Origin of the sequence: Bhargavaea cecembensis, assembly GCF_000826125.2 — a bacterium.
Lineage (GTDB): Bacteria > Bacillota > Bacilli > Bacillales_A > Planococcaceae > Bhargavaea > Bhargavaea cecembensis_B.
On sequence record NZ_LN651372.1, the window covers coordinates 257862 to 281812 of the forward strand.

Genomic DNA, 23951 nt, shown 5'->3' on the forward strand with positions numbered 1-23951 from the left:
GCCGTCCAGAAGTGCACGGCCGGAACCGAGCGCGAGCACCCAGCCGCTCTCCTCCGCCGCCTCGGCCAAGTGGCGGTTGATCCGCCCGGCAAGCGCCGTCCCGCCCGTCATCGAGCTGATGAGGAACGGGGTCCGGCACGGGAAGCCGAGGAAGTCGGTTTCCAGGGAAATCTCTCCGAAATCGATCTCCGGCAACGCCTGGTGGACAAATGAATACCGCTCGAACCCCGTGGTGATCCGGTCGCCGGTCACCTTTTCATTCAATGTGATATCAATATGCTCTGATTTCCGCCGCTCGATGGAGTCCGCCAAGCCGCACACCTGCTTTCATTGTTGGTCTAAACTTGTTCCGGGCTTTTTTTCGGATCCCGGATGAAGAGAGTCAGCAGCAGCCCGGCCACCGCAATCCATCCCGCGACGATGAACGAGACATTCACTCCGCGGATGGCACCTGCCGGAGTCCCGTCCGGAATGGCGGCGGTCGCCATGACCGTGACGAGGATGGCCGTTCCGACCGACCCGGACATTTGCCGGAATGTGTTGTTGACGGCGGTTCCGTGCGGGATGAGGGAATTCGGCAGCTGGTTGAGGCCGAGCGTGGTCGACGGCATCATGACCATCGAGATGCCGAACATCCTCACGGCGTTCAGCACTGCCAGATAAGCGAAGCTCGTTTCGGCGGTCAGGTTCGTGAACATGAAAGTCGTGACGGTCAGGATCGTGAAACCGGTGCGCAGCAGCCACTTCCCGCCATACTTGTCGAACAGGATGCCCGTCACCGGATTCATCAGCCCCATGACCGCGGCGCCCGGCAGCAGCATGAGGCCCGACTGGAAGGCAGTGAAGCCGTGCATCGTCTGCATGTAGATCGGCAGGATCACCGTCGCGGCGATCATCGAGGAGAAGACGATCATGCCGAGGACCGTCGTTGTTGCAAAGATTTTATTCTGGAATACCCGCATCTCCAAAATCGGCTGCTCCAGCCGCAGCTGGCGGCGGATGAACAAGAACAGCGTCACCGCGCCGACCAGCATGGCGATGCCGACCTGCGGCTGCAGCCATCCGCCGCTCCCCGCGATGCTGAAGCCGTAGAGCAGTCCGCCGAAGCCGAATGTCGACAGGATGATCGACGGGACGTCCACCTTCGGGAACGTCTGCTTTGTGACGTTCTTCAAGAGGAAGGCCGCTGCCGCGATGATCAGGAGGGCGACCGGAAGCACAACGTAGAAAATGCTGCGCCACGGGAACTGATCCACGAGATAACCGGACAGGCTCGGCCCGATCGCCGGCGCGAATGCGATGACGAGCCCGTACATTCCCATCGCCTTTCCGCGTTGCTCGAGCGGAAACAGGAGGAACATGATCGTCTGGAGAAGAGGCATCATGATCCCGGCCCCCGCCCCCTGCAGGAGCCGGCCGGAGAGGAGCACCGGGAAATTCGGGGCCAGCGCAGCGGCCAGCGTGCCGGCGGCGAAAATCCCCATCGCGCTCAGGAACAGCCTGCGCGTCGTGTATGTCTGGATCAGGAACGCCGTGATCGGGATCATGATCCCGTTCACGAGCATGAAGCCCGACTGCAGCCACTGGACCGTGCTTTCGGCAATTCCGAAATCATGCATGATCGGCGGAAGCGCGGTCGCGACGAGTGTCTGGTTCAGGATCGTGATGAATGCACCCGACAAAAGCACGGCGAACAGCGGTATATTTTTTCTGAAATCGAACGTCTCGTTTTTGTTCAAAGCACCCCTACTTTCCCATCTGTCATTGTTGTCCCGATTATAGCACAGGGGCAGAGGAGGGACGGAAAGCAGCAACGTCCTCCTCCGGCAGGGAACGGCTCAACCGCCCCCGCCTGCAGCGGGTGGACTGCAGATCCGGACAGACATAAAAATGCCCTCTTCCCTTTGGTACAGGAGAGGGCATTTTTCTTGCGGCAACCAGTTTTCGCCGGTCAGTCCGCCTCCACTTCCGCGACCGTTTCCTCCACTTCCGCGCGCGTCATCTTCTCGCGGCCTTCCTTCATGGCCTTCAGCGTCTTGTGGGCGAGGGCGAGCGGCAGCCGGCAGAACAGCAGGACGGTCTTCTTCCGCAGCAACTTCATGTATTCATCGGCCTTCGCCAGGTTTTCCTCGGCATAGACGAACAGATCATCGCGCGTCCAGCCGTCCGGGACGAACGACACGCCGCGCTCTTCCATGTCTTCCTGTTCATTGCGCAGGATGTTGACGGCCTGCAGCCCGCGGCCGTAGCCGATGGCGAGTTCACGGTCGGTCTGCTCGCCGGCGTACAGCTCAAACAGATCCGACAGCATGACGCCGACGAGGCCGGCCACGTAATATGTATAGTCATCCAGGTCTTCGCGCGTATGGACCTCCCAATTCCGGCGGGCCCATTCCGCCATGCCTTCCGACATCTCACGCGCCGAGTCCGCGACAATCCCGCGGGAATCCGGCGGGCACGCCTGCAGCCACTCTTCAAGGCGGAGCGTCACTTCCGGCATCCGGTCCTTCTTCTCGCCGAGGATCTCCATGTAACGCTCGTTGTCGAACGGCTCCACAAACAGTCCGGCCACTTGCGACAGCATCCGGTGTTTCGTCTCATTGTCCAGCTCTTCATGGTCTTCGATTTCGTCGATCGCGCGGAAAACGAGATAAGCGGACGCGACGGAATGCTTTAACTGCTTCTGCAAGAATGTGATCGGTATATAAAAAGTGCGGCTCGTCTCTTTCAGGACGCGCATCGCTTCTTTCGGAAAAGCGCTCTCCATGTGAAATTCCTCCTCCATCCGAGACAGGTCCCGGCGGTCCTCATGGCTTCCATTATATCGTTCTTCCATGCGGACTTGAAGCGAAGCACTGCAGGAGCGGGATGATGCCAATTAACAGTCATTTTTCTTCCTGTCCATTTTCCTGTATACTGTAAAAAACTGACGGACCGTCAAGAACGAGCAGGTGATTCAATTGATCCAAATCGGAGCTTCCGAATTAAGCGGCGGTGAATTCACCCGGGGCGTATTCGCCACGCAAGACATCAAAAAAGGCGAACTGATCCACGAAGCGCCGGTGATCGCTTATCCGAATGACCAGCATGAACATATCGAAAAGACACTGCTCGCCGACTATGCGTTTGAATACGGCATCAACCATACCGCCATGCTCCTCGGCTACGGGATGCTGTTCAATCATTCCTACCATCCGAACGCCACGTATGAAATCAGCTTTGAGAAGCATACATTCGACTTCTACGCCTACACTGACATCGAAGCGGGCAAGGAAATCCTGATCAACTACAACGGCGATGAGGAAGACCAGGAAAAGCTGTGGTTTGACCGTGAAGACGAAGAAGGAGACTGATGCGCTTCTCCTCAAATAACAAGCCTGCGATCCGGATCAAACCGGCCCGCAGGCTTTTCTTGTTTAATTCATAACGAGGCCACCGTCGACGATTAGGTTCTGCCCCGTGACCGAGCGGCTCCACGGTGAGGCGAAGAACAAGACGGCATCGGCCAGCTCTGCAGGCGTCGTCACTTTTCCGAGCGGCGTGCCTTCCCGGATGATGTCAAACACCGCGTCCGGCGTCGCTGCGCTGGCGTCAGTCTTCTCCAACAGCCCGCCGGACACCATGTTCACATGAATGCCGTCGGGACCTAGCTCCTTCGCCATGTTGCGGGTCATCGATAGAAGCGCCGCCTTGCTTGTGTTGTAGTCATGGTACGGAACGACCGGATGCTGGAACAGATTGGTCCCGATGTTGATAATCCGCCCGAATTTCTGTTCTGCCATGTCTTTCCGGCCCGCCTGCAGCGTATTGAGGGTGGACTTGATGCTCCCTTCAAACTGCTCGGAGAAATCGGCCCATCCGATTTCATCAAGTTGCTTGCGCTCATCCCCGTTGAACGTAAAGTTGACGAGCGCATTGTTGACGATGGTCGTCACCGGACGGCCGAAATGTTCTTTCGCTTTCCGGAACATCTCTTTTACCGAATCGGGGTCACGGACGTCCGCCTGGATGGCGAAAGCATTTGCTCCGATTTCTTCCGCCGTCTCCTCCGCCTGCTCCTTGCTGGAAAAGTAATTGATGATCACTTTTGCCCCTTCGCGGCCGAATGCCCGGGCGATTTCGGCACCCAGCCCCCTGCCTGCTCCTGTCACGAGTACCACCTGTTTGTTCAATTCCACTTCAGCCATCTCCCCTTTTTATCCATAAAAAAAGAGACCACCGGAAAGTGATCTGCGTCTGCACCAAAAGGGCTCCGCCACTTCCCTACGCCGGTATTGACCGGATCAGGTTCAAAGGGTCGGATTGCTCCTCTCAGCCGAAACGCGGCACCCCCAGTGATCTGTTTCTTTATTTTGCTCAGACTCAAGTATATCACACTTCCGGCGGCCGGCCCGGCTTCATGCCAGCTCATCCCCTGCCGTATGTCCGGCTGTAGAAAGTGCCCGAGAGGACCATTTCCCGCACCGTCTCGAGCCACAATGCTTCATATTTCGCAGCGCCTCCGCACCCGCCCGGCCGCGCAGACCCTTGGCCGCACACTTTCCGAGGACGACCGCATCCGGAAGCGATTCATTGAATCCGCCGGCGGTGTTCGGTGCAGGAAACTTGGGGCCGATTTCTTCTGCGAGTTCGGCAAGCGCGTTGACGTCAACGGAACGGCTCTCTGGAAATAACGAAGTCCCTCTCCTGCGGACAGAAAAGGTAACAGACGGCAATGGACTCAGACGCGCAGCTTTCCGCGGAAACCGCGCGAGGCATAGTAAGAGGAAGCCCCGTTGTGGTAAACGAACACATGGCCGTAACGCCAGTCGCCAAACAGCGCACCCCCGAGCGCCCGGATATCCTCCGGGGTTCGGATCCAGCTCGACGTCTTCTTGTCCAGCGGCCCGAATTCCTGAAGTGCTCGGTATTCGTCTTCCGTCAGCAGATCGATTCCCATCGCCTCCGCCATTTCCTCCACGCTCGTCTCCGGCTTGTGCTTCGACCGCGACTCGAGCGCCTGCCGGTCATAGCAGGTGCTCCGGCGGCCTTTCGGGCTTTCCGGAGACAGGTCGCAGAACAGGAACTCGTCGTTCTCACGGTCGTAGGCGATCACGTCCGGTTCACCGCCGGTCCGTTCCATTTCGGCGAGTGACCAAAGTTTCTCCGGACGGGCCTCCAGCTTCTCCTGCACATCTGCCCACCGGAGACCTTCATGGCGGTCCTGATTCCCTTCGAACCGGGTTTTCAGCTCTTCCAGCAGCATTTCCCGTTCTTCCCCCGTCAATTCCCTGTTGCCTGTTGCCACGTTCTGTCCCTCCTCGTTTGAGTGGTCCGCTTCCTTCTTCTCTTTTTACCATGAAGCTTGCCTTCGCACAATCACGGGTACACAAAATTTATAATGAAACTGGACAACAACAGATGAAACGGATGTGATCGGATGTGCACGACAATCGGATTTCCACATGAAGAGGGCATCGTGTTCGGCCGGACGCTGGAAATGGGCGTGAAGCTGGAAAATCAGGTTCTGTTTGTCCCCCGGAACAGCAAGGCTTTCGTGAGCGCTGCAGAACAAAATGATGATTCGATCTACGCGACGATCGGCACGGGTTTCATGAACATGGCCGCTTTCGGGGACGGCATCAACGAAATGGGATTGATGGGCTCCAGCAACCTGCTTCCCGGCTACGCTTCCTATTCAAAAAAGCCGGTGGACGGAAAGATCAATCTGACCGTTGCAAACGCTTTTAATTACTTGCTCAGCCGGTGCAGGAATGTGGAAGAGGTACGGAAAGAGGCGGGAAAGTTATCCGTCCTGGAACGGGGCAAGACAGATGACGATGTGTCCGGAGACATGCACTTCTTCTTCATGGATGCAGACGGAGACGGGCTTGTCCTGGAACCGGAAGACGGGCGGCTCCTCGCCTATGACAATCTATACGGCGTGCTGACGAATGCACCTGGATTCCCCTGGCATGCGACAAACCTGAAAAACTACCTGAATTTGCGGGCCGAAAACGTCGGTCAGAACGATTGGAACGGAACATTGCTATCCAAGTTCGGGGAAGGCAGCGGCCTGGTCGGGCTTCCCGGCGACTTCACTCCGCCATCCCGCTTTGTCCGGGCGGCATTCTTCGTTTCCGCCACACCGGAAGCCCTCGACCGCCTGGCAGCCATTTTGCAGGCTTTCCGCATTCTCTCCCAGTCGGATATCCCGACCGGCGCAGTGGTCGATCCGGATAACGGATATATGGATGAAACGTTGTATACGGCTGTCATGGACTCCGCAAAAAAAGCGTACTTCGTCAAAGGCCACGACAATATCAATATCCAACCGTTCTATCTTGACGATTTTAAGGACGAGCGGGACATCCGGATCATTGTGCCGGAAAAGGAGATGAATCTCTGAACGAACCATGCCTGTGGCCGGACGTGCGGCGCACAGGCATGGTTTTTTCAATGATTGCGGCTCTAGCGCCGTCCAAACGTCTGGCTGTAGAACTGGCCGGACCGGACCATCTCGCGCATGGTCCTCAGGCGCAGCGACTCATACTTCGCCAATACTTGGACAGCCGCTTCGCCATGCAGCCCCTTCGCTGCGCATTTCCCCAATACGACCGCGTCTTGCAGCGATTCATTGAACCCGCTGGCCGTGACGGGGGCCGGCACATGCGCGGCGTCTCCGACAAGCGCCATCCGGCCGGATGTCAGCTTGTCCGGCACATATTCCTTGATCGGAATGCCGATCAGCGTGCGTGTTTCGATCGAATGAAGCGCCGCGGTCCGCCATGGCTCCGGGAAATCCCGGGAAGCCTGTTCCGCCAGCTCTTCCATTGTTTCCTCGGGGATGTCGGGACCGTTGATCGAATGGCGCACGACCGTTCCGTCCACACATCCGGTGCGGCGAAGCATCGCGCTCTGCGTGTTGTCGTACCAAGTGCATCCGATCCGCTGCCTGCCCGAACCGTCCCCTCTTTGGATCACCGAACCGAATTTGAAGCCGTTATGGCTGTCGAACATCTCCGCACCCGAACCGGCACGGCCGGGACGAAGAGAGGCGGGCAGCTCTTCCTCATCGATTGAGGCGATCCATCCCATATATCCCGCGTACACTGCGTGCGGGTTCTCGGGGTCCACTTCCCGCCTTACACGGCTGCCGTGGCCGTCCGCTCCGATCAGAACATCACCGCTGTACGTCTCTCCTTCATCGGTCACCGCCCATGCCGAATGTTCATCCTGTCCGACGGAAGAGACTCGCGCATGATAATGAAGCGCAATCCCCGGATTCCGCTTGGCTTCTTCGCGCAGGCGGGATTCGATCGTCGTCCAAAGCTGTACGCCGGTCTTCCCGCCGGAAGCGAGGGTCTTAAGCAGTTTTTCGGTCCCGGATTCCCCGAACCTCGCTCCGTTCACGCGCAGTCCCGAGCCGCCGGGCCGGTCCTCCGCGACCTTATCCAGAATCGTTACCCGGATTCCTTCGCGAGCCAGAGAAATCCCGGTCATCAGCCCCGACAGCGAGGCGCCGACAACGACTGCCGTTCCGTTGTGTGCTCCTTTGCTCTCGTTCATTTTTTTCACGACTAGGACCTCCTTATACAGGTCCAGTATACTGCTATTGCGGTGAGGGGTGGAACTGGAATGCTGCCGTCATACCGGGGCGCGGAGTGGCTTCATTCCCGGAAGGCCGCCAGAGCTTTTGAATTTCTTCGTCATAGAATATCCATCCAGATTTTCACTGCGGTTGCGAGTATCAGCATCGCCAAAATGACCTGCAATGCTTTCGTATTGACCTTTTTGCCTGCCACCGCGCCTAAAGGCGAAGCGATGAGACTTGCCACGATCATGACGAATGCCGGATAATAATCCACTTGTCCGGTTGTGATTTTGCCGACTGTCGATCCGATGGAAGAAATAAAGGTGATGGCCAGTGAAGAAGCAATTGTCATCCGTGTGGGAATCCTCAAAACGACCAACATGATCGGCACAAGTAAAAATGCGCCGGCTGCCCCGACGATCCCCGTTCCGGTTCCGACAATCAGCGCAAGCGATCCGGCAATCCACCGATTAAGGGATATCATCGATCCCTTTTTTCGGGATGAACATCATCACCGCCGCAATCAATGCAAGGATGCCGTAGGTGAAGTTGATCCCCTCCTCCGACATTAATTTGGAACCGTACCCCCCGATGAAGCTTCCAACCAAGATGCTCGTACCCATATAGACGATCAATTTCTTATTTAAATATCCGCCTTTGCGATAGGCCCACACGCCGCCGATCGTCGCGAAGAATACCTGAATGGCACTGATTCCCGAGACCTCGTGGGTGCTGAATGCGGCCAATCCAAAAAGCGGAGGAATGTACAGCAACATCGGATACTTGATGATCGAACCGCCGATCCCCAACATCCCGGAGATAAATGAACCGATGAAGCCGATTAGAAAAATCACAATAACGAACGCTGCATCCATCTACACATCTCCTGTATAAATGTTCAACTTTTTCATCGTTGAAAAATATTTCGGAGGAGTGGATTGGCCTGATAACAACATTTTGACAAACCGGTCCTTGTCTTCTTCCAGCAAGGCCCAGTTGTTCAATTTCTCATAACCGACTGTGGACATCGGCACCGCTCCGAGCGCTTTTCCGCAGGCGCTTCCTGCACCGTGCCCCGGCCAGACTTGCAGGTAATCAGGTAATTGTTTGAACCTCTGCAACGAATGGAACATCTGGTTTGCCCCGAGCTCCGCAGAGCCCACCATTCCGACAGCCTTCTCAAGCAGATCCGGCCTGCCTATATCGCCGACAAAGACGAAATCGCCGGTGAAGATGCCCATCGGCTCCGAGGAACCGCCTCCTTGGTCTTTCAAGACAAACGAAATGCTCTCCGGCGTATGACCGGGGGTGTGCATCACAGTGAATTCGATCCGGCCGACATGAAATGTGCAGCCGTCTTTCAGCAGTACGTAGTCAATGCCCTCCAGTTGGTGATACTTCCATTTCTCATCCCCCTCGTCCGACACATGCACGGACGCCCCGCAACGCTTCGCCATCTCCCGGGAACCCGGGATGAAATCAGCGCGGATATGAGTTTCGGCTGTTGCGATGATCTTCAGGCCTTCCTTCTTCGCCGTCTTGAAATACGGATCGATGCGACGGGCGGGGTCAATGACAATGGCTTCTCCTGTTTGCTGGCAGCCGACCAAATATGACATCTGGGCTAAATTCTCATCGAAAAAAGAACGAAAGAACATGTTTAATCCCTCCAACCAAAATAGTTTCTGCAACCGCTTGCAACAGTTTTTTTGGAAGGGATACTTTTCTTGTTCAAGTATCCCGGTAGCTTGTGTTTCATCATATATTATTTTGAATGGTTTGAATAATTGATAATATTTATAGGGTATAAACGGCGAGGGACACCGTACGTTCAATTCCTTTCCTGCACGAAAAAACCTCTTCCCATTTTTCGAGAAGAGGCTTGGCAGGTCGTGTATATCATTTCAAGCAGGATGTACACGACACCGGCGGATGCTGTTCATTAACTATCTGGTCCTGCTTTGTCCAAAATAAATGAGATTTTCGTCCCTTTTCCCGGAGAACTCTCAATTTCTAATCCTTCTCCATAATGTCGTTTCAGCCGGGAATTTGTGTTGATCAGACCGACGCCCTGGCCGCTCTCAGACCTGCTTTCTTTAATCCGTTGCAGGGTTTCTTCATTCATGCCGACTCCATCATCCTTCACGGAGACCAGGACGTGTGAGGTTTGATTGGAGATCCGGATGAGAATTCGGCCGCCTGAACTTCGTTTCATGACTCCGTGGTGAACTGCATTTTCAACCAATGGTTGGATGGTGAGGAACGGAATTCTCACACCTTCACAATCATTCATTTCCCATACGACATGCAGCTTGTCTCCATACCTCACCTGCTCAATGTATAGGTAAGACTGAACAATGCTCAGCTCCTCTTCAATAGGGATCAGATCGTTCATGTGCTGGAACATGAACTTATACTGCAGGAAGTGACTTAACTCTTCCAACACATGACGCATTTTTTCCATATCGACCTCACTCAGAGCGATGACCGTATTTAAAGTGTTGAACAGGAAATGAGGCTGAATCTGTGCCTGCAGCCAGGCAGACTCCAACTGCAGCTGTTCCCTATAGATTTTCTTCAAGGTCGTCAGCCCCTCGATTCTTGATCGGAGCTCCAATGCTTCAACCGGTTTTGTGACATAGTCATTGGCGCCTGCCGCAAAGCCGGCTTGGATATCGGCCAGCCGGCTGCTGGCAGTAAGAAGCAGGACAGGCAGCTCGGTCATCGCAAACCGGCTACGGATTTCCCGGGTGAGCTCATAGCCGGACATGTAAGGCATCATGACATCCGAAATGACGAGATCCCATTCCTTCGCATCCAAAAGCTGCATAGCTTCCCTTCCGCCCGTGGCGACACTAATGTCATATTGATCTGCGGGCAATAACGCCTCAAGGACTTGAAGGTTGACCGGATCGTCATCAACAATCAGAATCGGCGAGCGGTCAACCGGCAGCTCTTCGGAGCCATTTTGCTCCGGCCCTTGCTGCTCGTCTGAAACCGCCATCTCCAATTTGTCATCGCATGACTGAGGATCTCCCGTTTCGAAAGAAGGACTCGCATTCACCTCAGCAGAAGATGCCAGCGGTAGAGTGAAAACGAAATCGGACCCCATGCCCGGCTGCGAAGACACGTCCAATGAGCCTTCGTGAAGTTCGATCAGCTGCCTGCTGATGTTCAGTCCCAGTCCAAATCCGCCTTCCGCTCTCGTCTTTCCCGTAGTCGCCTGCTCATAGGGATTAAAAAGCCGGTTGAACATATCTGCATCCATACCGATTCCCGTATCAGAGATGGTGAATGATGCTTTTTCTCCCTCAATGGAAGCCCGGATGGTGACCCGCCCTTCATCTGTAAACTTGAGGGCATTATGTATCAGGTTATAGAAAATCTGAGTCAACCTGTTCTCATCCGCCATAACCGGAGGAAAATCTTCGGCTACACAATTGACGATTTCCAGGCCTTTTGCATCTCCTATAAATCGCAGCATGTCCACGACTCCGTCAATGACCGGCCGGACTCGTACCGCTTTCTTATCCAGTTGAGGATTGCCGTCTTGGAGGCTCCTCACTTCCAGCAGGTCATTCAGCAATTGCGTCATCCGCCGGCCGACCGATAGGATTGTTCCCAGTTCCTTGACACTCCTTGGTTGCAACGAATCCCTCTCTCTTTCCAGAATGGACTGAGACATGCCCAGCATGCCATGGAGTGGATTTTTAAACTCGTGTGACGTGTTGGCGAGGAACTGATCTTTCTGTTCATTGATCCTCTTGAGCGTAATGGCGAGTTCTCTTGTCTCTGCATGGGTGTCAAAGTAATTTTTAAACCAGATCGCAGACAGGAAACTCGCGGCGATCAACAGATCGAATGGGTAGTGGACGACGCTCGTTCCGCTCTCCCGCCATATGACCGCCCATGCAAAATGGTGGATCACCGCTACCAGTGCCAGCAGCAATAGGAGGTTCCCCCTCCTGCCCCGGCTAAACCGCTGTATGACCGCAACCGACGACACGATCGCCGAAATGCCGACCAACAAATAGTATACCGGGAACAGGCCGATAATTTGCCGGGGTTCCAGAACCAAGGTGGCCGCCGCCACCATCAAAAGAATCGCAGAAAAGGCGGAAGAGACCCTGCCCCAATACGGCAGCTCCCGATGGGCCGTGCATACCAGCAGGGCGTAACAACCGAGTACAAGCACGGCATTCGCCAGTCGGAAATCCCACTCATATCCCATATAGATCAATTGATGAAAAATCTTCTCGTCAAAGCTCAGTAAATTCCCCAAAGCCACGCAGAAAGAGAGCAGTGAAAAGTACAGGAGCTGTTTGTCCCGGCTTCCGAGAAAGTATAAGATCACTGCGTACACGGCGAACGTCATAAAGAGCATAACAGCTAAGAGCTGGACGGATGAAGAGAACTTCACACGGTTGCCGACAGCTTCTTCCGTTCCGAATTTTACTGATCGGACGATTCCGCTGCCTCTGGCATCTTCAAAGTTTGCCGCCTGGATGACGAGGTCAATCATTCCCTGTTCGTCCGGCATGAATGTCGTGGTATACGGAAGGTTCTCTGCGACATACTGGTCTTGCGAAACTGCCACTTTGCCCGAACCGGCAAGACGGACTCCGTTTACATAGACTTCCGAGGCACTTCTTACGCTCGGCACGTATATGCTGTAATTCATTCTTTTTTCCGGATCGGTGCGGATTAACAGCCGGTAGGACCCGAATCCGTAAGGAGACGGATCTTCCTGACCGCCTGCATTCTCCCACTTACCCGGAACTTCCACCGTCACCGGTCCTGCGTCAGCCGGCATCCCCTCATCAGCCAGCAGCCGATTCGGATAAAACGCCCATTCTCCGTCCAGTAGCAGAGTACCATATTCCTCAGCATTCCAATCCTGCAAATTCAGCTCCCCGTCACTGGGAGAGTGAACAAATTCACGGAAAGCTTCCATCCATAAAAGGCGGCAGCCCGTCAAAATGACAAGAAATATCCCGACAATCAACAAAGCAGTTCTTCTTTTCATGTGGTGGCTGGCTATTCAGCCGTTATCCCCTTCCTTGGTCGTTCTTTTGCCTTCGTGGCAATGACTGGGATTCCAGCCATTATACCATGCCGGTTCCTAACGCAACCCACAATCCATTAAACCGCTTGTGATGGTGAACGGTTATAAGTTTTCCGGTTGTGGAACCGGTCGGGCCCTGACAGGAGTTCCATTCCGCTAAAAGACGAAAAAAACCCCTCCCCGGATAACCGGGAAGAGGCTTGGATGCTCGTATTAGCGCTTCGAGAACTGAGGTGCACGACGGGCGCCTTTGAGGCCGTATTTCTTCCGTTCCTTCATGCGTGCGTCACGCGTGAGGAGACCTGCGGATTTGAGCGCAGGACGGAATTCAGGGTCTACTTGAAGCAGGGCGCGTGCGACGCCGTGGCGGATTGCGCCGGCCTGGCCGGTGAAGCCGCCGCCGTTGACATTGACGAGAATGTCGTAGCTGCCGAGTGTTTCCGTTGCAACAAGCGGTTGCTTGATGACTTCACGGAGAGTTTCGAACGGGATGTAGTCTTCTGCGTCACGGCCGTTGATGGTGACTTTGCCTTCGCCGGGTACGAGGCGTACGCGGGCAACGGAAGTCTTGCGGCGGCCGGTGCCGATGTATTGAACTTGTGCCAAGTTGGTTCCTCCTCTGAATTACCCGCGAAGTTCGTAAACTTCCGGTTGTTGTGCTGCGTGTGGATGCTCAGCGCCTGCATAGACATGCAGTTTGCGGAACATCTGACGGCCGAGCGGGCCTTTTGGAAGCATGCCTTTGATGGCAAGCTCGAGCATGCGTGTCGGGAACTTGTCGCGCATTTCGCCTGCTGTACGCTGGCGGATGCCGCCCGGATGGCCGGTGTGACGGTAGTAGATCTTATCCTGAAGCTTGTTGCCTGTCAGTTCGATCTTTTCAGCGTTGATGATGATGACGTGGTCGCCTGTGTCCACGTTCGGTGTGTACGTCGGTTTGTGCTTGCCGCGCAGGATCGAAGCGACTTCAGATGCGAGACGGCCGAGCGTCTTGCCTTCTGCGTCGATGACGAGCCATTTGCGGTCAACATTTTGGGCATTCGCCATGAAAGTTGTACGCATTGTGGTAATCCTCCTAGATTTGGTTCAATCAGTTCCGTTTCTATATCCCAAACACAAAGAAACCTTACCGGGGCATTCTTTAGTGGGGTTATCGAAATACCGCTTATCATCATATCGCGGATTGATGGGGAAGTCAACCATTTTCATGAAAACACCAGGAAAAGTTGTTTCATTCCCCGTAGCGGACTTTTTCAAGGTACAACCCTTGAGGCGGCGCGGTTTTCCCGCCTTTCGTCCGGTCCCTGGCCACGAGGATTTCCGGGATGGCGGCCGGGTCGAGCCGGCCGGTGCCCGCCGCCCACAAAGTGCCCGCGATGATCCGGACCATGTTATACAGGAAGCCGCTCCCCGTGATGATCATATGGAGCTCATCCCCGTGATTTTCGAACCGGATCTCCTCCACGGTGCGCACCTTGTCCTGGACGTCCGTCTTCGCCGAGCAGAAGCTCGTAAAGTCGTGCGTACCGGTGAGATGGGCGGCTCCGGCCTCCATTTTCTGCGTGTCGGGCACCAGGCCCCGGGACGGCGAGGCAAAGTGGCGCCGGAACGGGCTCGGCACGTCCGCGAGCTCCCATATATACCGGTATGTCTTCCCTGTCGCGGAGAAGCGGGCATGGAAGCTGTCCGGCACTTCCTCAGCCCGTAGGACACGGATATCCGCGGGGAGTCGGGTGTTGAGCGCCATGGGCCACCGATCGTCCGGGATGCCGAGCGGCGTATCGAAATGGACCACCTGGCCGGACGCATGCACCCCGGCGTCCGTGCGTCCGGAAGCGGACACGCGGACCGGGGTGCCTTTATGGATGCCGGCAAGCGCCTCCTCGAGCTCCTGCTGAACAGTACGTCCCTCAGGCTGGACCTGGTAGCCCTCAAAGCCGCTCCCGTCATAGGAAATGATCATTTTGATGCGCCGCATGGCAATCGTCCTTTCCGGGCGGGTGGTGGGTGATGCTCTAATTGCAAATCCACCGCTCTAATTGCAAATCTCCAACTCTAATTGCAATTCCACTGCTCTAATTGCAATTCCACCGTTCTAATTGCAATTCCACCGTTCTAATTGCAATTCCGCACTCCCGATCACCAGTCCGCCCCACTGCCGGGTCAGCCTCTGAGCAGCCAGAGTCCGGCGATGAGGGCGAGGAGTACGAGGATGGCGGCCGTGTCGCGCCAGTCCCATTTGAGCTGGCGGTAGCGTGTCCGGCCTTCGCCGCCCCGGTAGCCGCGGACTTCCATGGCGATGGCGAGGTCTTCGGCGCGCTTGAAGGCGCTGACGAAGAGTGGCACGAGAAGCGGGACGACGGCTTTTACGCGTTCTTTCATCGTCCCCGACGAGATGTCGGAGCCGCGGGCGAGCTGGGCTTTCAGGATTTTGTCGGTCTCGTCCATGAGCGTCGGGATGAACCGGAGCGAGATCGACATCATGAGGGCGAGCTCATGCACCGGGAACTTCACTTTCTTCAGCGGGCCGAGGAGCACTTCAAGGCCGTCCGTGATGGAAATCGGCGACGTCGTCAGCGTGAGGAGCGACGTCATGAGGACGAGCACGAGGAAACGGGTCGAGATGAAGATCCCCTGCCGGAGCCCCTCTTCGTACACTTTAATGAAGCCGAACTCGAACAGCAGATCCCCCTGCCGCGTGAAGAAGATGTGGAGCAGGAACGTGAAGACAATCAGGAAGATGACGGGCTTCAGGCCGCCGATCAGGAAGCCGATCCGCACCTTCGACACGAGGATCGAGAGAAGTGTGAAGCCGAGAAGCAGCGCATAGGATGCGGTGTTGTTCGCAAGGAACACCGCCGCGATGAAGATGAAGACGAAGATCAGCTTGGTTCTCGGATCGAGCCGGTGGACGAACGAATCGCCCGGAATATAGCGGCCGAACACCATTTTCTCCATCATCGGCGCCCATCCCCTTCCCGTACGGCCGAGGCAAGATAAGCCGCGAGCCTTTCTTCCGTGAGGCACGGAGGAGCCGGGGGAAGTCCGGCGCCGCGTTCGAACTCGCGCTGGAAGGCGACGGTCCTCGGCACGCCGAGCCGCCACTGTGCAAGCCGCTCCGCATCACTGAAGACTTCCCCGGGAGGCCCTTGCAGGACGTTCGTGCCGTCGTGCATGACGATGATGTGGTCGCCGTACTGCGCGGCATCTTCCATGCTGTGGGTGACGAGGATGGTCGTCATGGAGCGTTCTCTGTGCAGCCGGTGGAACAGATCCATGATCTCTTTCCGGCCTGCCGGGTCGAGGCCCGCGGTCGGCTCGTCGAGGACGAGGACATCCGGCTCCATCGCCAGGACGCCGGCGATCGCGACCCGCCGCATCTGGCCGCCGGACAGGTCAAACGGCGACTTCTCCGCCGTCCCTTCCGGAAGGCCGAGCAGTGCGAGCAGTTCCGTCGCGCGCGCCTTTGCCTCTTCTTCCGGCACGCCGAAGTTGAGCGGGCCGAACATGATGTCTTTCAGGACGGTCTCCTCGAACAGCTGGTGTTCAGGGAACTGGAAGACGATGCCGACCTTGCGCCTCACCGGACGCAGGGCCTTGCCTTTGGTCGCCCGGGTGATCTCCGTGTCCCCTGCCCGCACAACACCCTCTGTCGGCTTCAGGAGGGCGTTCAGGTGCTGGAGGAGCGTCGACTTGCCGGATCCGGTGTGACCGATGATGGCCGTGTAGGAGCCGGACGGGATGCGGACGTCCACGTCATGGAGCGCCTGCTTCTGAAACGGCGTCCCGGCCGCGTATGTGTAGCCTACCCGTTCAAGCGTGATGTCCATAGACTTTCCACCAACTTCCGTTCCGACATGGTCTCGTTGATCGTGACGCCCTGCTCCCTCAAAAGAGAAGACAGGCGCAGTGCAAACGGCAGATCGAGGCCGAGCGCCGTCAGTTCGTTCCCGTTTGCGAATACTTCTCTTGGCGTGCCTTCGGCAAACTTCCTGCCCCGGTTCATGACGACGATCCGGTCGGCGAGGAGCGCCTCTTCCAGGTCGTGGGTGATCGAGATGACGGAGAGACCCGTCTTTTCCCGGAGTTCCAGGATGACCCGGATCACTTCCTCGCGGCCCTGGGGATCGAGCATCGACGTCGCCTCATCGAGGATGAGCAGCCGCGGCCTGAGCGCCAGCGCGCCGGCAATCGCGACCCGCTGTTTTTGTCCGCCCGAGAGATGCTGGGGCTCATGGTCGAGGAACCCGTCCATCTTCACCTGTCCGAGCGCTTCCCGGACGCGGACGGTCATTTCCTCGAATGGGATGCCGTTGTTCTCCAGGGCGAATGCAACATCGTCCTGGACGGTCGCTCCGACAAACTGGTTGTCGGGATTTTGAAACACCATGCCCATCTGCGACCGCTTATCCCACAGGTTCTCTTCGGTGAGCGTGTCTCCGAATAGCTCGACTTTCCCTTCCTGCGGAAATAAAAGGCCGATCATCAATCGGGCGAGCGTCGACTTGCCCGACCCGTTATGGCCGACGACGGCGATCCACTCGCCGGGCTGCATATCAAATGAAACGCCGTCCACGGCCATTGGCTTGTCCGGCTCGTCCGGCGTATATGTAAAACGGATGTCGTCCAGGGACAGGATCCGCTGCATTGCAATTCCTCCTCTGCTCCACTCTGCTGTCTATTCTAACTGAAACCGGGCGGGCTGTCGTCCGGATGCGGCGGCCCGGCGGACGGGGCATTCCGCAACGTTCCCCCTGAGATACACAACGTTTCATCTCAGATACGCAACGTCTCACCACAGATACACAACGTCTCACCCGAGTTCCGCAACGTTTCCGCACTCTCCCCGGCCGCATCGGGCCATTCTTATGTAAAAAAAAAGCGCGCACCCCAAACGGTGACTGCGCTTTTGTCGTATGGGCATATCCGGCGGTTGCTCACACCGCCGGCACCGTGATGGGGTGCGTAGAGCTAGACGCGACGGCCGCAATGGCTCCGCCCATCATAACACTCTGCTTTTTCATTGACGTATAAATCAAATCAGATAGCGGAAAAAGGGGTGCTGTCCATGCTCAATAAACGGCACGCCCTTTTCCATGCAATCAGTTGATCAGACGAGTTCGATGATGACGACCGGTGCTCCGTCGCCGCGGCGCGGGCCGACTTTCATGATGCGTGTGTAGCCGCCCTGGCGGTCAGCGTAGCGTGGTGCCACATCGTCGAACAGTTTCTGGATCGCGTAGACCGTTGTTTCATTGCCTTCTTCGTCTGTTTTCGAGACGACTTCGCGGCGGATGAATTCTGCAGCCTGGCGGCGTGCGTGGAGGTCACCGCGTTTCCCCAAAGTAATCATTTTCTCGACGACGGAACGGAGCTCTTTCGCGCGCGTTTCAGTCGTCTGCAGACGTTCGTTGATGATGAGGTCAGTCGCAAGGTCACGCAGCATCGCTTTGCGCTGGGAGCTTGTACGTCCGAGTTTTCTGTAGCTCATCGAGTTTCCCTCCTTCTTGTAGATATCGATCGGCCGCAGCCGTGGCGGTCAATCTTCCGTACGCAGGCCAAGCCCGAGGTCCTCAAGCTTCAGTTTCACTTCTTCAAGTGACTTGCGGCCGAGGTTGCGCACTTTCATCATCTCTTCTTCGGACTTGTTCGCGAGTTCGAGCACCGTATTGATGCCGGCACGCTTCAGGCAGTTGTAGGAGCGGACAGAGAGGTCAAGTTCCTCAATCGTCATCTCGAGGACTTTCTCTTTCTGGTCTTCTTCCTTCTCCACCATGATTTCGACGGATTGTGCTTCATCCGTCAGCCCGACGAAGATGTTCAGATGCTCGGTCAGGATCCTGGCCCCGAGCGAAATCGCCTCTTGCGGTCCGATGCTGCCATCGGTCCAGACATCGAGGGTCAATTTATCGTAATCGGACGATTGTCCGACCCGTGTGTTTTCCACCTGGAAATTGACGCGTGAGACTGGGGTATAAATGGAGTCGATCGGAATCACGCCGATTGGCAGATCTTCGCGTTTGTTCCGGTCGGCCGGGACATAGCCGCGCCCGCGCTGTGCATACATGCGCATGCGGAGATGGCCGTTCTTGCCGACGGTCGCGATATGGAGATCCGGATTAAGGATTTCTACGTCGCTGTCGTGGGTGATGTCGGCGGCTGTGACCGCCTGGTCGCCTCTCACGTCGATCTCGATGACTTTCTCGTCATCCGAGTAGATTTTCAGGGCGAGCTTCTTGAGGTTCAGGATGATCGTCGCCACGTCTTCGACGACGCCTTCGACTGTCGAGAACTCATGGAGGACCCCGTCAATCTGGATCGATGTGACTGCTGCACCCGGCAGCGAAGACAGGAGGATGCGGCGCAGGGAATTCCCCAGCGTGGTGCCGTATCCGCGCTCGAGCGGTTCAATGACGAACTTCCCGTAGCTCTTTTCTTCCGTCTTGATCGGTTCAATCCTCGGTTTTTCTATTTCGATCATTCAATTCACCCTCCCTCAAAACGTCCATGCATGGCGGTACCTATTGGAAATCGAACTTACAAGACAACGATTGCAGTTTCACAAACCAGTTTATCCGTAAATCTCGTTTCTCAATCAAATGGACGGACAGCCATTATACGCGGCGGCGTTTTGGAGGACGGCAGCCGTTGTGCGGCACAGGAGTCACGTCACGGATTGCAGTTACTTCAAGACCTACGGCCTGGAGTGCGCGGATGGCGGCTTCGCGGCCTGCCCCCGGCCCTTTGACAGTGACTTCGAGTGTTTTCATGCCATGTTCCATGGAAGTGCGGGCTGCGGTTTCGGCAGCCATCTGTGCTGCGAACGGAGTGGATTTACGGGAACCCTTGAATCCGAGAGCACCGGCGCTCGACCAGGAAACTGCGTTACCTTGTGTATCCGTGATCGTCACGATCGTGTTGTTGAAAGTGGAGCGGATGTGCGCGATCCCGGATTCAATATTCTTTTTCACGCGGCGTTTGCGCGTTTGTTGTTTACGTGCCATTTGTTCAGCAACCTCCTTTGCTTATTATTTCTTCTTGTTCGCGACGGTCTTACGAGGACCTTTACGTGTACGTGCGTTGTTCTTCGTATGTTGCCCGCGTACAGGAAGGCCTCGGCGGTGGCGGATTCCGCGGTAGCTGCCGATCTCCATCAGGCGTTTGATGTTGAGGGAAGTTTCGCGGCGAAGGTCACCTTCGACTTTGAGTGCGTCGATCTTTTCACGGATCGTGTCGAGCTCGGCGTCTGTCAGGTCGCGGACGCGAGTGTCTTCGGATACGCCTGCATCGGCGAGGACCTTCTGGGAAGTTGTTTTCCCGATACCGAAAATATAAGTCAGAGCGATGACTACGCGCTTGTCGCGCGGTACGTCTACACCAGCAATACGTGCCATATTCTATCGTGCACCTCCTTGGGGATTATCCTTGACGTTGTTTGTGCTTGGGGTTTTCACAGATTACCATGACCCGACCGCGACGGCGGATGACTTTGCACTTTTCGCAGATCGGCTTTACAGATGGTCTTACTTTCATCGGATTACAACCTCCTTATCGTCCGGAGTGCTTCAGATCATTTATAACGGTATGTGATACGGCCACGGGTCAAATCGTACGGGGAAAGTTCGACAGTCACCCGGTCGCCGGGCAGAATGCGGATATAGTGCATCCGGATTTTCCCGGAAACGTGTGCCAGGATCGTATGGCCGTTTTCGAGTTCTACGTTGAACGTCGCGTTCGGCAGTGTCTCCACGACCTTGCCTTCCACTTCGATTACATCATCTTTCGCCATCCATCATCATCCCTTCAGGTCAAAATTTAAGGTCTCTCTTCATCCCGCTATGCCTTGCCTTTCAACATATGACCGGTCTGCATGAGAGATGTCCGAAAGACTACCAGCGGATCCCGCTTCACGGAACCCGCCCGGCGCTTTCCGGCAAACACCCCGAGCGGGATGAGCGCAGCCTGAAAGCCCGGCACTGCGGGTTCCCCGCCCTCTGGCGGACGGTTCCACGGTACCCATTATACCTTGTTCCGGCGGGCATTGCATGGCCCGTGTCCCGGTGTGCCGGCAGTTCTGCCGCTTCCCGGTCCGTCCGGACTTCACATGCCGCATTGCAGGATCGTCATGCCGCCCCGGCAAGGGCTCAGCTGCGTGTGAGCAGCCGGTCGATGTCGCGGAACACGTCATCGATGTCCTGCTGCCCGTCGATATTGGTCAGAACGCCTTTTTCGCCGTAATAGGCGAGCAGCGGTTCGCTCTGCTTCATATTCACTTCCAGGCGGTTGTTGACGGTCTCCGGGTTGTCGTCGGCGCGCTGGTAGAGCTCCCCGCCGTCCTTGTCGCAGACCCCTTCCTGTTTCGGAGGGTTGAAGACAAGGTGGTAGGAAGTTCCGCATACTTTGCAGATGCGGCGGCCGGTCAGCCGTTTGACGAGTTCGTCATGCTCCACCCGGATGTTGATGACATGATCGATCTTCCGGCCAAGCTCGGACATGATCGCGTCCAGCGCTTCCGCCTGTGCGACGGTGCGCGGGAAGCCGTCGAGGAGGACGCCTGTTGCGCAGTCCTCTTTCGACAGCCGTTCGCGGACGATGCCGATGGTCACTTCGTCAGGGACGAGCGCCCCTTCATCCATGAACTTCTTGGCCTGGAGACCGAGCTCCGTTCCTTCCTTGATGGCGGAACGGAACATATCGCCTGTAGAGATATGAGGGATTTCGTACTTCTCGACAATTCTGTCCGCCTGAGTGCCCTTGCCGGCACCCGGCAGGCCCATCAATACGATATTCATACGTCTTGCCCTCCTACAGTGTTGTCCCGGCCGCGTTGGCGGCCGGATTCACTTTCACTTCATGAACCCTTTGTAATGGCGCTTGACGAGCTGGGATTCCAGCTGCTTCATCGTTTCCAGTGCGACCCCGACGACGATCAGAAGGCTGGTGCCCCCGATCTGGACGGACTGCGGCAGGCCTGCCAGGTTGATGAAGAAGATCGGCAGGACCGAAATGACCGCAAGGAAGATGGCTCCGACGAATGTCAGGCGGTACAGAACACGGGTCAGGTAGCTTTGTGTGTCATTCCCCGGACGGATGCCCGGAATGTAAGCCCCCTGCTTCTTCAGGTTATCCGCGACATTCTCAGGATTGACCTGGACGAATGCGTAGAAGTACGTGAAGGCGATGATGAGCGCTACATAAATGACCATCCCGAGCGGCTTCGTATAGTCGAAGATCTCGATGATGGCCGCCGTCCATTTGTTTTGACCAAAGAACGACGCGAGCGATTGCGGGGTTATGATGAACGCCACGGCGAAGATTACCGGGATAACCCCCGCAGCGTTTACTTTCAATGGCAGGTGGGTCTGCTGGCCGGCCTGCTGGCGGCCGCGGCCCGATACACGCTTCGCATACTGGATCGGAATCTTCCGGAGCGCCTGCTGGACGTACACAACGCCCACCGTGATGGCGACAATCGCAAGAACGAGCAGTACGAGAACCAGGATGTTCAGGAACAGGCGGTCGCCTGCGTCCTGCACTTGCTGGGCGTAGATCTGGTTCGCCGCGTTTGGAATCGCAGCCACGATCCCGGCGAAGATGATGATCGAGATGCCGTTGCCGACCCCTCTCTCGGTGATCTGCTCACCGAGCCACAGGAGGAATGACGTGCCCGCCGTCAGGACGACTGCAATCACGAGATAAGTCGTGAAGCCGTCATCTTTGATGAGCGTGCCGCCATACATCCGGTTGAAGCCGTAAGACATCGCGATCGACTGGATGAACGCCAGGACGACCGTGAAGTAACGCGTGAACTGGGCGAGTTTCCTGCGCCCGACTTCGCCCTGCTTCGCCCATTCGGCGAATTTCGGGACGACATCCATCTGGAGAAGCTGGACGATGATCGATGCCGTGATATACGGCATGATCCCCATCGCCAGAATGGAGAAGTTCGCGAGCGCACCGCCCCCGAACGTGTTCAGGAAGCCGATGAGACTGAAGTCGTCGGCCGCCTGGAGCGCTGATGCATCGACGTTCGGCACCGGGATGAATGTCCCGAGCCGGAAGACGACGAGGAGCGCAAGGGTGAAGAAGATTTTACTCCGGATTTCCCGGACGCGCATAAAGTTTGAGAGGGTCTGGAACATCAGATCACCTCTGCGGAGCCGCCTGCGTTCTCGATCGCCTCTTTGGCGGAAGCAGAGAATTTGTGTGCCCGCACAGTGACCTTCTTCTCGATCCGGCCGTTGCCGAGGATCTTGATGCCCGATTTTTCTTTGCTGACCATGCCGGTTTCGAGAAGGAGTTCAGGAGTGATCTCCGTGCCTTCTTCGAAGCGGTTCAGCGTGTCAAGGTTCACGATGGCATATTCCTTGCGGTTGATGTTCGTGAAGCCACGCTTCGGCAGACGCTGGAACAGAGGGAGTTGCCCACCCTCAAAGCCAGGACGCACACCGCCGCCGGACCGGGAGTTCTGGCCGTTTGCACCGCGGCCGGATGTCTTGCCGTTGCCGGAGCCCGGCCCGCGGCCGACCCGGTTGCGTTCTTTGCGGGATCCCGTTGCAGGTTTCAGTTCATGCAGTTTCATTTGACTGGCACCTCCTTATTATGGATTGGAATTAGATTTCTTCTACTTTGACCAGGTGGCTGACCGTGTTGATCATGCCGCGGATGGCCGCGTTGTCTTCGTGCTCGACTGTCTGGTTCGTCTTGCGGAGGCCGAGCGCCTCGACTGTTTTGCGTTGAGCCGGTTTCGAACCGATCACGCTTTTATTCAGGGTGATTGCGAGTTTAGCCATTAGTTTTCCCCCCTCAACCCAGCAGTTCTTCTACGGATTTGCCACGGAGTTTTGCGACATCCTCGGCACGCTTCAGTTCTGTCAGGCCCTGGATTGTGGCGCGGACCATGTTGATCGGCGTGTTGGAGCCGAGGGATTTCGAAAGGATATCCGTGATTCCCGCGAGTTCGAGTACCGCACGGACAGGTCCGCCTGCGATAACACCGGTACCAGGTGCTGCCGGTTTGATGAAGACGGAACCTGCACCGAAACGTCCGATTACTTCGTGCGGTGTTGTGCCGTGGACCATCGGTACGTTGATGAGGTTTTTCTTCGCATCTTCAACAGCTTTGCGGATTGCATCCGGAACTTCCTGTGCCTTGCCTGTGCCGAAACCGACGCGGCCGTTCTTGTCGCCGACGACGACGAGTGCCGTGAAACGGAAGCGGCGGCCGCCCTTGACGACTTTCGCTACGCGGTTGATCGTTACTACGCGTTCTTCGAACTCACTTTTCACTTCATTGCGACGCATTAAAGAGTC

Annotated in this window: 26 protein-coding genes, 2 pseudogenes and 1 riboswitch; of the genes and pseudogenes, 2 read left to right on the forward strand and 26 right to left on the reverse strand. The window is 56.4% G+C overall.

What is annotated here, in order from left to right:
- From BN1189_RS04085 to BN1189_RS04095, 3 genes are all read right to left on the reverse strand, one after another.
- Positions 1-312, reverse strand: a 312-nt coding sequence (locus BN1189_RS04085; protein WP_040225777.1) for an alpha-hydroxy-acid oxidizing protein, incomplete at its 3' end; no start/stop codon positions are given.
- A 26-nt stretch (positions 313-338) separates the two neighbouring features.
- Positions 339-1739 carry an MDR family MFS transporter gene (locus BN1189_RS04090; protein ID WP_040225780.1) on the reverse strand — a complete coding sequence of 467 codons (1401 nt, stop codon included), beginning with the start codon at positions 1737-1739 and terminating at the stop codon, positions 339-341.
- Positions 1740-1951: 212 nt separating this feature from the next.
- A complete protein-coding gene (locus tag BN1189_RS04095; RefSeq protein WP_040225782.1) occupies positions 1952-2767 on the reverse strand; it encodes a squalene/phytoene synthase family protein in 816 nt (271 codons plus the stop codon).
- A 193-nt stretch (positions 2768-2960) separates the two neighbouring features.
- Here BN1189_RS04095 and BN1189_RS04100 point away from each other — a divergent pair, with 193 nt between their 5' ends.
- Positions 2961-3353 carry an SET domain-containing protein gene (locus BN1189_RS04100; RefSeq protein WP_040225785.1) on the forward strand — a complete coding sequence of 131 codons (393 nt, stop codon included), beginning with the start codon at positions 2961-2963 and terminating at the stop codon, positions 3351-3353.
- A gap of 63 nt (positions 3354-3416) precedes the next feature.
- Here BN1189_RS04100 and BN1189_RS04105 read toward each other — a convergent pair whose 3' ends face one another.
- Together BN1189_RS04105 and BN1189_RS04115 are read right to left on the reverse strand one after the other, a co-directional pair.
- A complete protein-coding gene (locus BN1189_RS04105) occupies positions 3417-4178 on the reverse strand; it encodes a 3-oxoacyl-ACP reductase (RefSeq protein WP_069201949.1) in 762 nt (253 codons plus the stop codon).
- A 65-nt stretch (positions 4179-4243) separates the two neighbouring features.
- Positions 4244-4343, reverse strand: a riboswitch (TPP riboswitch).
- Between the two features lie 377 nt (positions 4344-4720).
- Positions 4721-5245, reverse strand: a complete 525-nt coding sequence (locus BN1189_RS04115) for a DUF4256 domain-containing protein (RefSeq protein ID WP_052455629.1) — start codon at positions 5243-5245, stop codon at positions 4721-4723.
- 174 nt (positions 5246-5419) lie between these two features.
- Here BN1189_RS04115 and BN1189_RS04120 point away from each other — a divergent pair, with 174 nt between their 5' ends.
- Positions 5420-6388, forward strand: a complete 969-nt coding sequence (locus BN1189_RS04120) for a linear amide C-N hydrolase (protein ID WP_052455628.1) — start codon at positions 5420-5422, stop codon at positions 6386-6388.
- Positions 6389-6450: 62 nt separating this feature from the next.
- Here the strand turns inward: BN1189_RS04120 and BN1189_RS04125 are convergent, their stop codons facing one another.
- The 21 genes and pseudogenes from BN1189_RS04125 to rpsE form a co-directional block, all read right to left on the reverse strand.
- On the reverse strand, positions 6451-7548 hold the full coding sequence (locus BN1189_RS04125) for an FAD-dependent oxidoreductase (protein ID WP_040225881.1): 1098 nt from the start codon (positions 7546-7548) through the stop codon (positions 6451-6453).
- A gap of 140 nt (positions 7549-7688) precedes the next feature.
- Positions 7689-8448 (reverse strand): annotated as a pseudogene (locus BN1189_RS04130) (sulfite exporter TauE/SafE family protein).
- 21 nt (positions 8449-8469) lie between these two features.
- Positions 8470-9231, reverse strand: a pseudogene (locus BN1189_RS04135) (MBL fold metallo-hydrolase); the annotation flags it as partial.
- 284 nt (positions 9232-9515) lie between these two features.
- Complete coding sequence (locus BN1189_RS04140; RefSeq protein ID WP_306610690.1) at positions 9516-12581, reverse strand: hybrid sensor histidine kinase/response regulator; 3066 nt, start codon at positions 12579-12581, stop codon at positions 9516-9518.
- A 270-nt stretch (positions 12582-12851) separates the two neighbouring features.
- The gene (rpsI, locus tag BN1189_RS04145) at positions 12852-13244 is read right to left on the reverse strand and encodes a 30S ribosomal protein S9 (RefSeq protein WP_040225796.1); all 393 of its coding nucleotides are present in this window, start codon (positions 13242-13244) and stop codon (positions 12852-12854) included.
- Positions 13245-13262: 18 nt separating this feature from the next.
- Complete coding sequence (gene rplM, locus BN1189_RS04150; RefSeq protein WP_040225797.1) at positions 13263-13700, reverse strand: 50S ribosomal protein L13; 438 nt, start codon at positions 13698-13700, stop codon at positions 13263-13265.
- 169 nt (positions 13701-13869) lie between these two features.
- The gene (gene truA / locus BN1189_RS04155; RefSeq protein WP_040225798.1) at positions 13870-14616 is read right to left on the reverse strand and encodes a tRNA pseudouridine(38-40) synthase TruA; all 747 of its coding nucleotides are present in this window, start codon (positions 14614-14616) and stop codon (positions 13870-13872) included.
- Positions 14617-14801: 185 nt separating this feature from the next.
- On the reverse strand, positions 14802-15599 hold the full coding sequence (locus BN1189_RS04160; protein ID WP_040225800.1) for an energy-coupling factor transporter transmembrane component T family protein: 798 nt from the start codon (positions 15597-15599) through the stop codon (positions 14802-14804).
- Positions 15596-16468, reverse strand: a complete 873-nt coding sequence (locus BN1189_RS04165) for an energy-coupling factor ABC transporter ATP-binding protein (RefSeq protein ID WP_040225801.1) — start codon at positions 16466-16468, stop codon at positions 15596-15598. The genes BN1189_RS04160 and BN1189_RS04165 overlap by 4 nt, the downstream gene beginning before the upstream one ends.
- Positions 16444-17286 carry an energy-coupling factor ABC transporter ATP-binding protein gene (locus BN1189_RS04170; protein ID WP_040225802.1) on the reverse strand — a complete coding sequence of 281 codons (843 nt, stop codon included), beginning with the start codon at positions 17284-17286 and terminating at the stop codon, positions 16444-16446. The genes BN1189_RS04165 and BN1189_RS04170 overlap by 25 nt, the downstream gene beginning before the upstream one ends.
- A gap of 462 nt (positions 17287-17748) precedes the next feature.
- The gene (gene rplQ, locus BN1189_RS04175) at positions 17749-18129 is read right to left on the reverse strand and encodes a 50S ribosomal protein L17 (RefSeq protein ID WP_040225805.1); all 381 of its coding nucleotides are present in this window, start codon (positions 18127-18129) and stop codon (positions 17749-17751) included.
- Positions 18130-18177: 48 nt separating this feature from the next.
- Entirely contained in the window at positions 18178-19119 is a 942-nt protein-coding gene (locus BN1189_RS04180; RefSeq protein ID WP_040225808.1) for a DNA-directed RNA polymerase subunit alpha, read from the reverse strand.
- Positions 19120-19252: 133 nt separating this feature from the next.
- Positions 19253-19642, reverse strand: a complete 390-nt coding sequence (rpsK, locus tag BN1189_RS04185) for a 30S ribosomal protein S11 (RefSeq protein ID WP_040225810.1) — start codon at positions 19640-19642, stop codon at positions 19253-19255.
- A gap of 24 nt (positions 19643-19666) precedes the next feature.
- The gene (gene rpsM, locus BN1189_RS04190; protein WP_040225813.1) at positions 19667-20032 is read right to left on the reverse strand and encodes a 30S ribosomal protein S13; all 366 of its coding nucleotides are present in this window, start codon (positions 20030-20032) and stop codon (positions 19667-19669) included.
- A gap of 25 nt (positions 20033-20057) precedes the next feature.
- Entirely contained in the window at positions 20058-20171 is a 114-nt protein-coding gene (rpmJ, locus tag BN1189_RS04195; RefSeq protein WP_076758849.1) for a 50S ribosomal protein L36, read from the reverse strand.
- Between the two features lie 37 nt (positions 20172-20208).
- Positions 20209-20427: a translation initiation factor IF-1 gene (infA, locus tag BN1189_RS04200; RefSeq protein ID WP_040225815.1), complete on the reverse strand. Its 219-nt coding sequence runs from the start codon at positions 20425-20427 to the stop codon at positions 20209-20211.
- A gap of 355 nt (positions 20428-20782) precedes the next feature.
- On the reverse strand, positions 20783-21430 hold the full coding sequence (locus tag BN1189_RS04205; protein WP_040225817.1) for an adenylate kinase: 648 nt from the start codon (positions 21428-21430) through the stop codon (positions 20783-20785).
- Between the two features lie 54 nt (positions 21431-21484).
- Positions 21485-22780: a preprotein translocase subunit SecY gene (gene secY, locus BN1189_RS04210; RefSeq protein ID WP_040225818.1), complete on the reverse strand. Its 1296-nt coding sequence runs from the start codon at positions 22778-22780 to the stop codon at positions 21485-21487.
- Positions 22780-23220, reverse strand: a complete 441-nt coding sequence (gene rplO / locus BN1189_RS04215; RefSeq protein WP_040225821.1) for a 50S ribosomal protein L15 — start codon at positions 23218-23220, stop codon at positions 22780-22782. Before rplO ends, secY begins: the two co-directional genes overlap by 1 nt.
- 31 nt (positions 23221-23251) lie before the next feature.
- On the reverse strand, positions 23252-23431 hold the full coding sequence (rpmD, locus tag BN1189_RS04220; RefSeq protein WP_040225824.1) for a 50S ribosomal protein L30: 180 nt from the start codon (positions 23429-23431) through the stop codon (positions 23252-23254).
- Positions 23432-23444: 13 nt separating this feature from the next.
- The gene (rpsE, locus tag BN1189_RS04225; RefSeq protein ID WP_040225826.1) at positions 23445-23942 is read right to left on the reverse strand and encodes a 30S ribosomal protein S5; all 498 of its coding nucleotides are present in this window, start codon (positions 23940-23942) and stop codon (positions 23445-23447) included.
- Between the last annotated feature and the right edge of the window lie 9 nt (positions 23943-23951).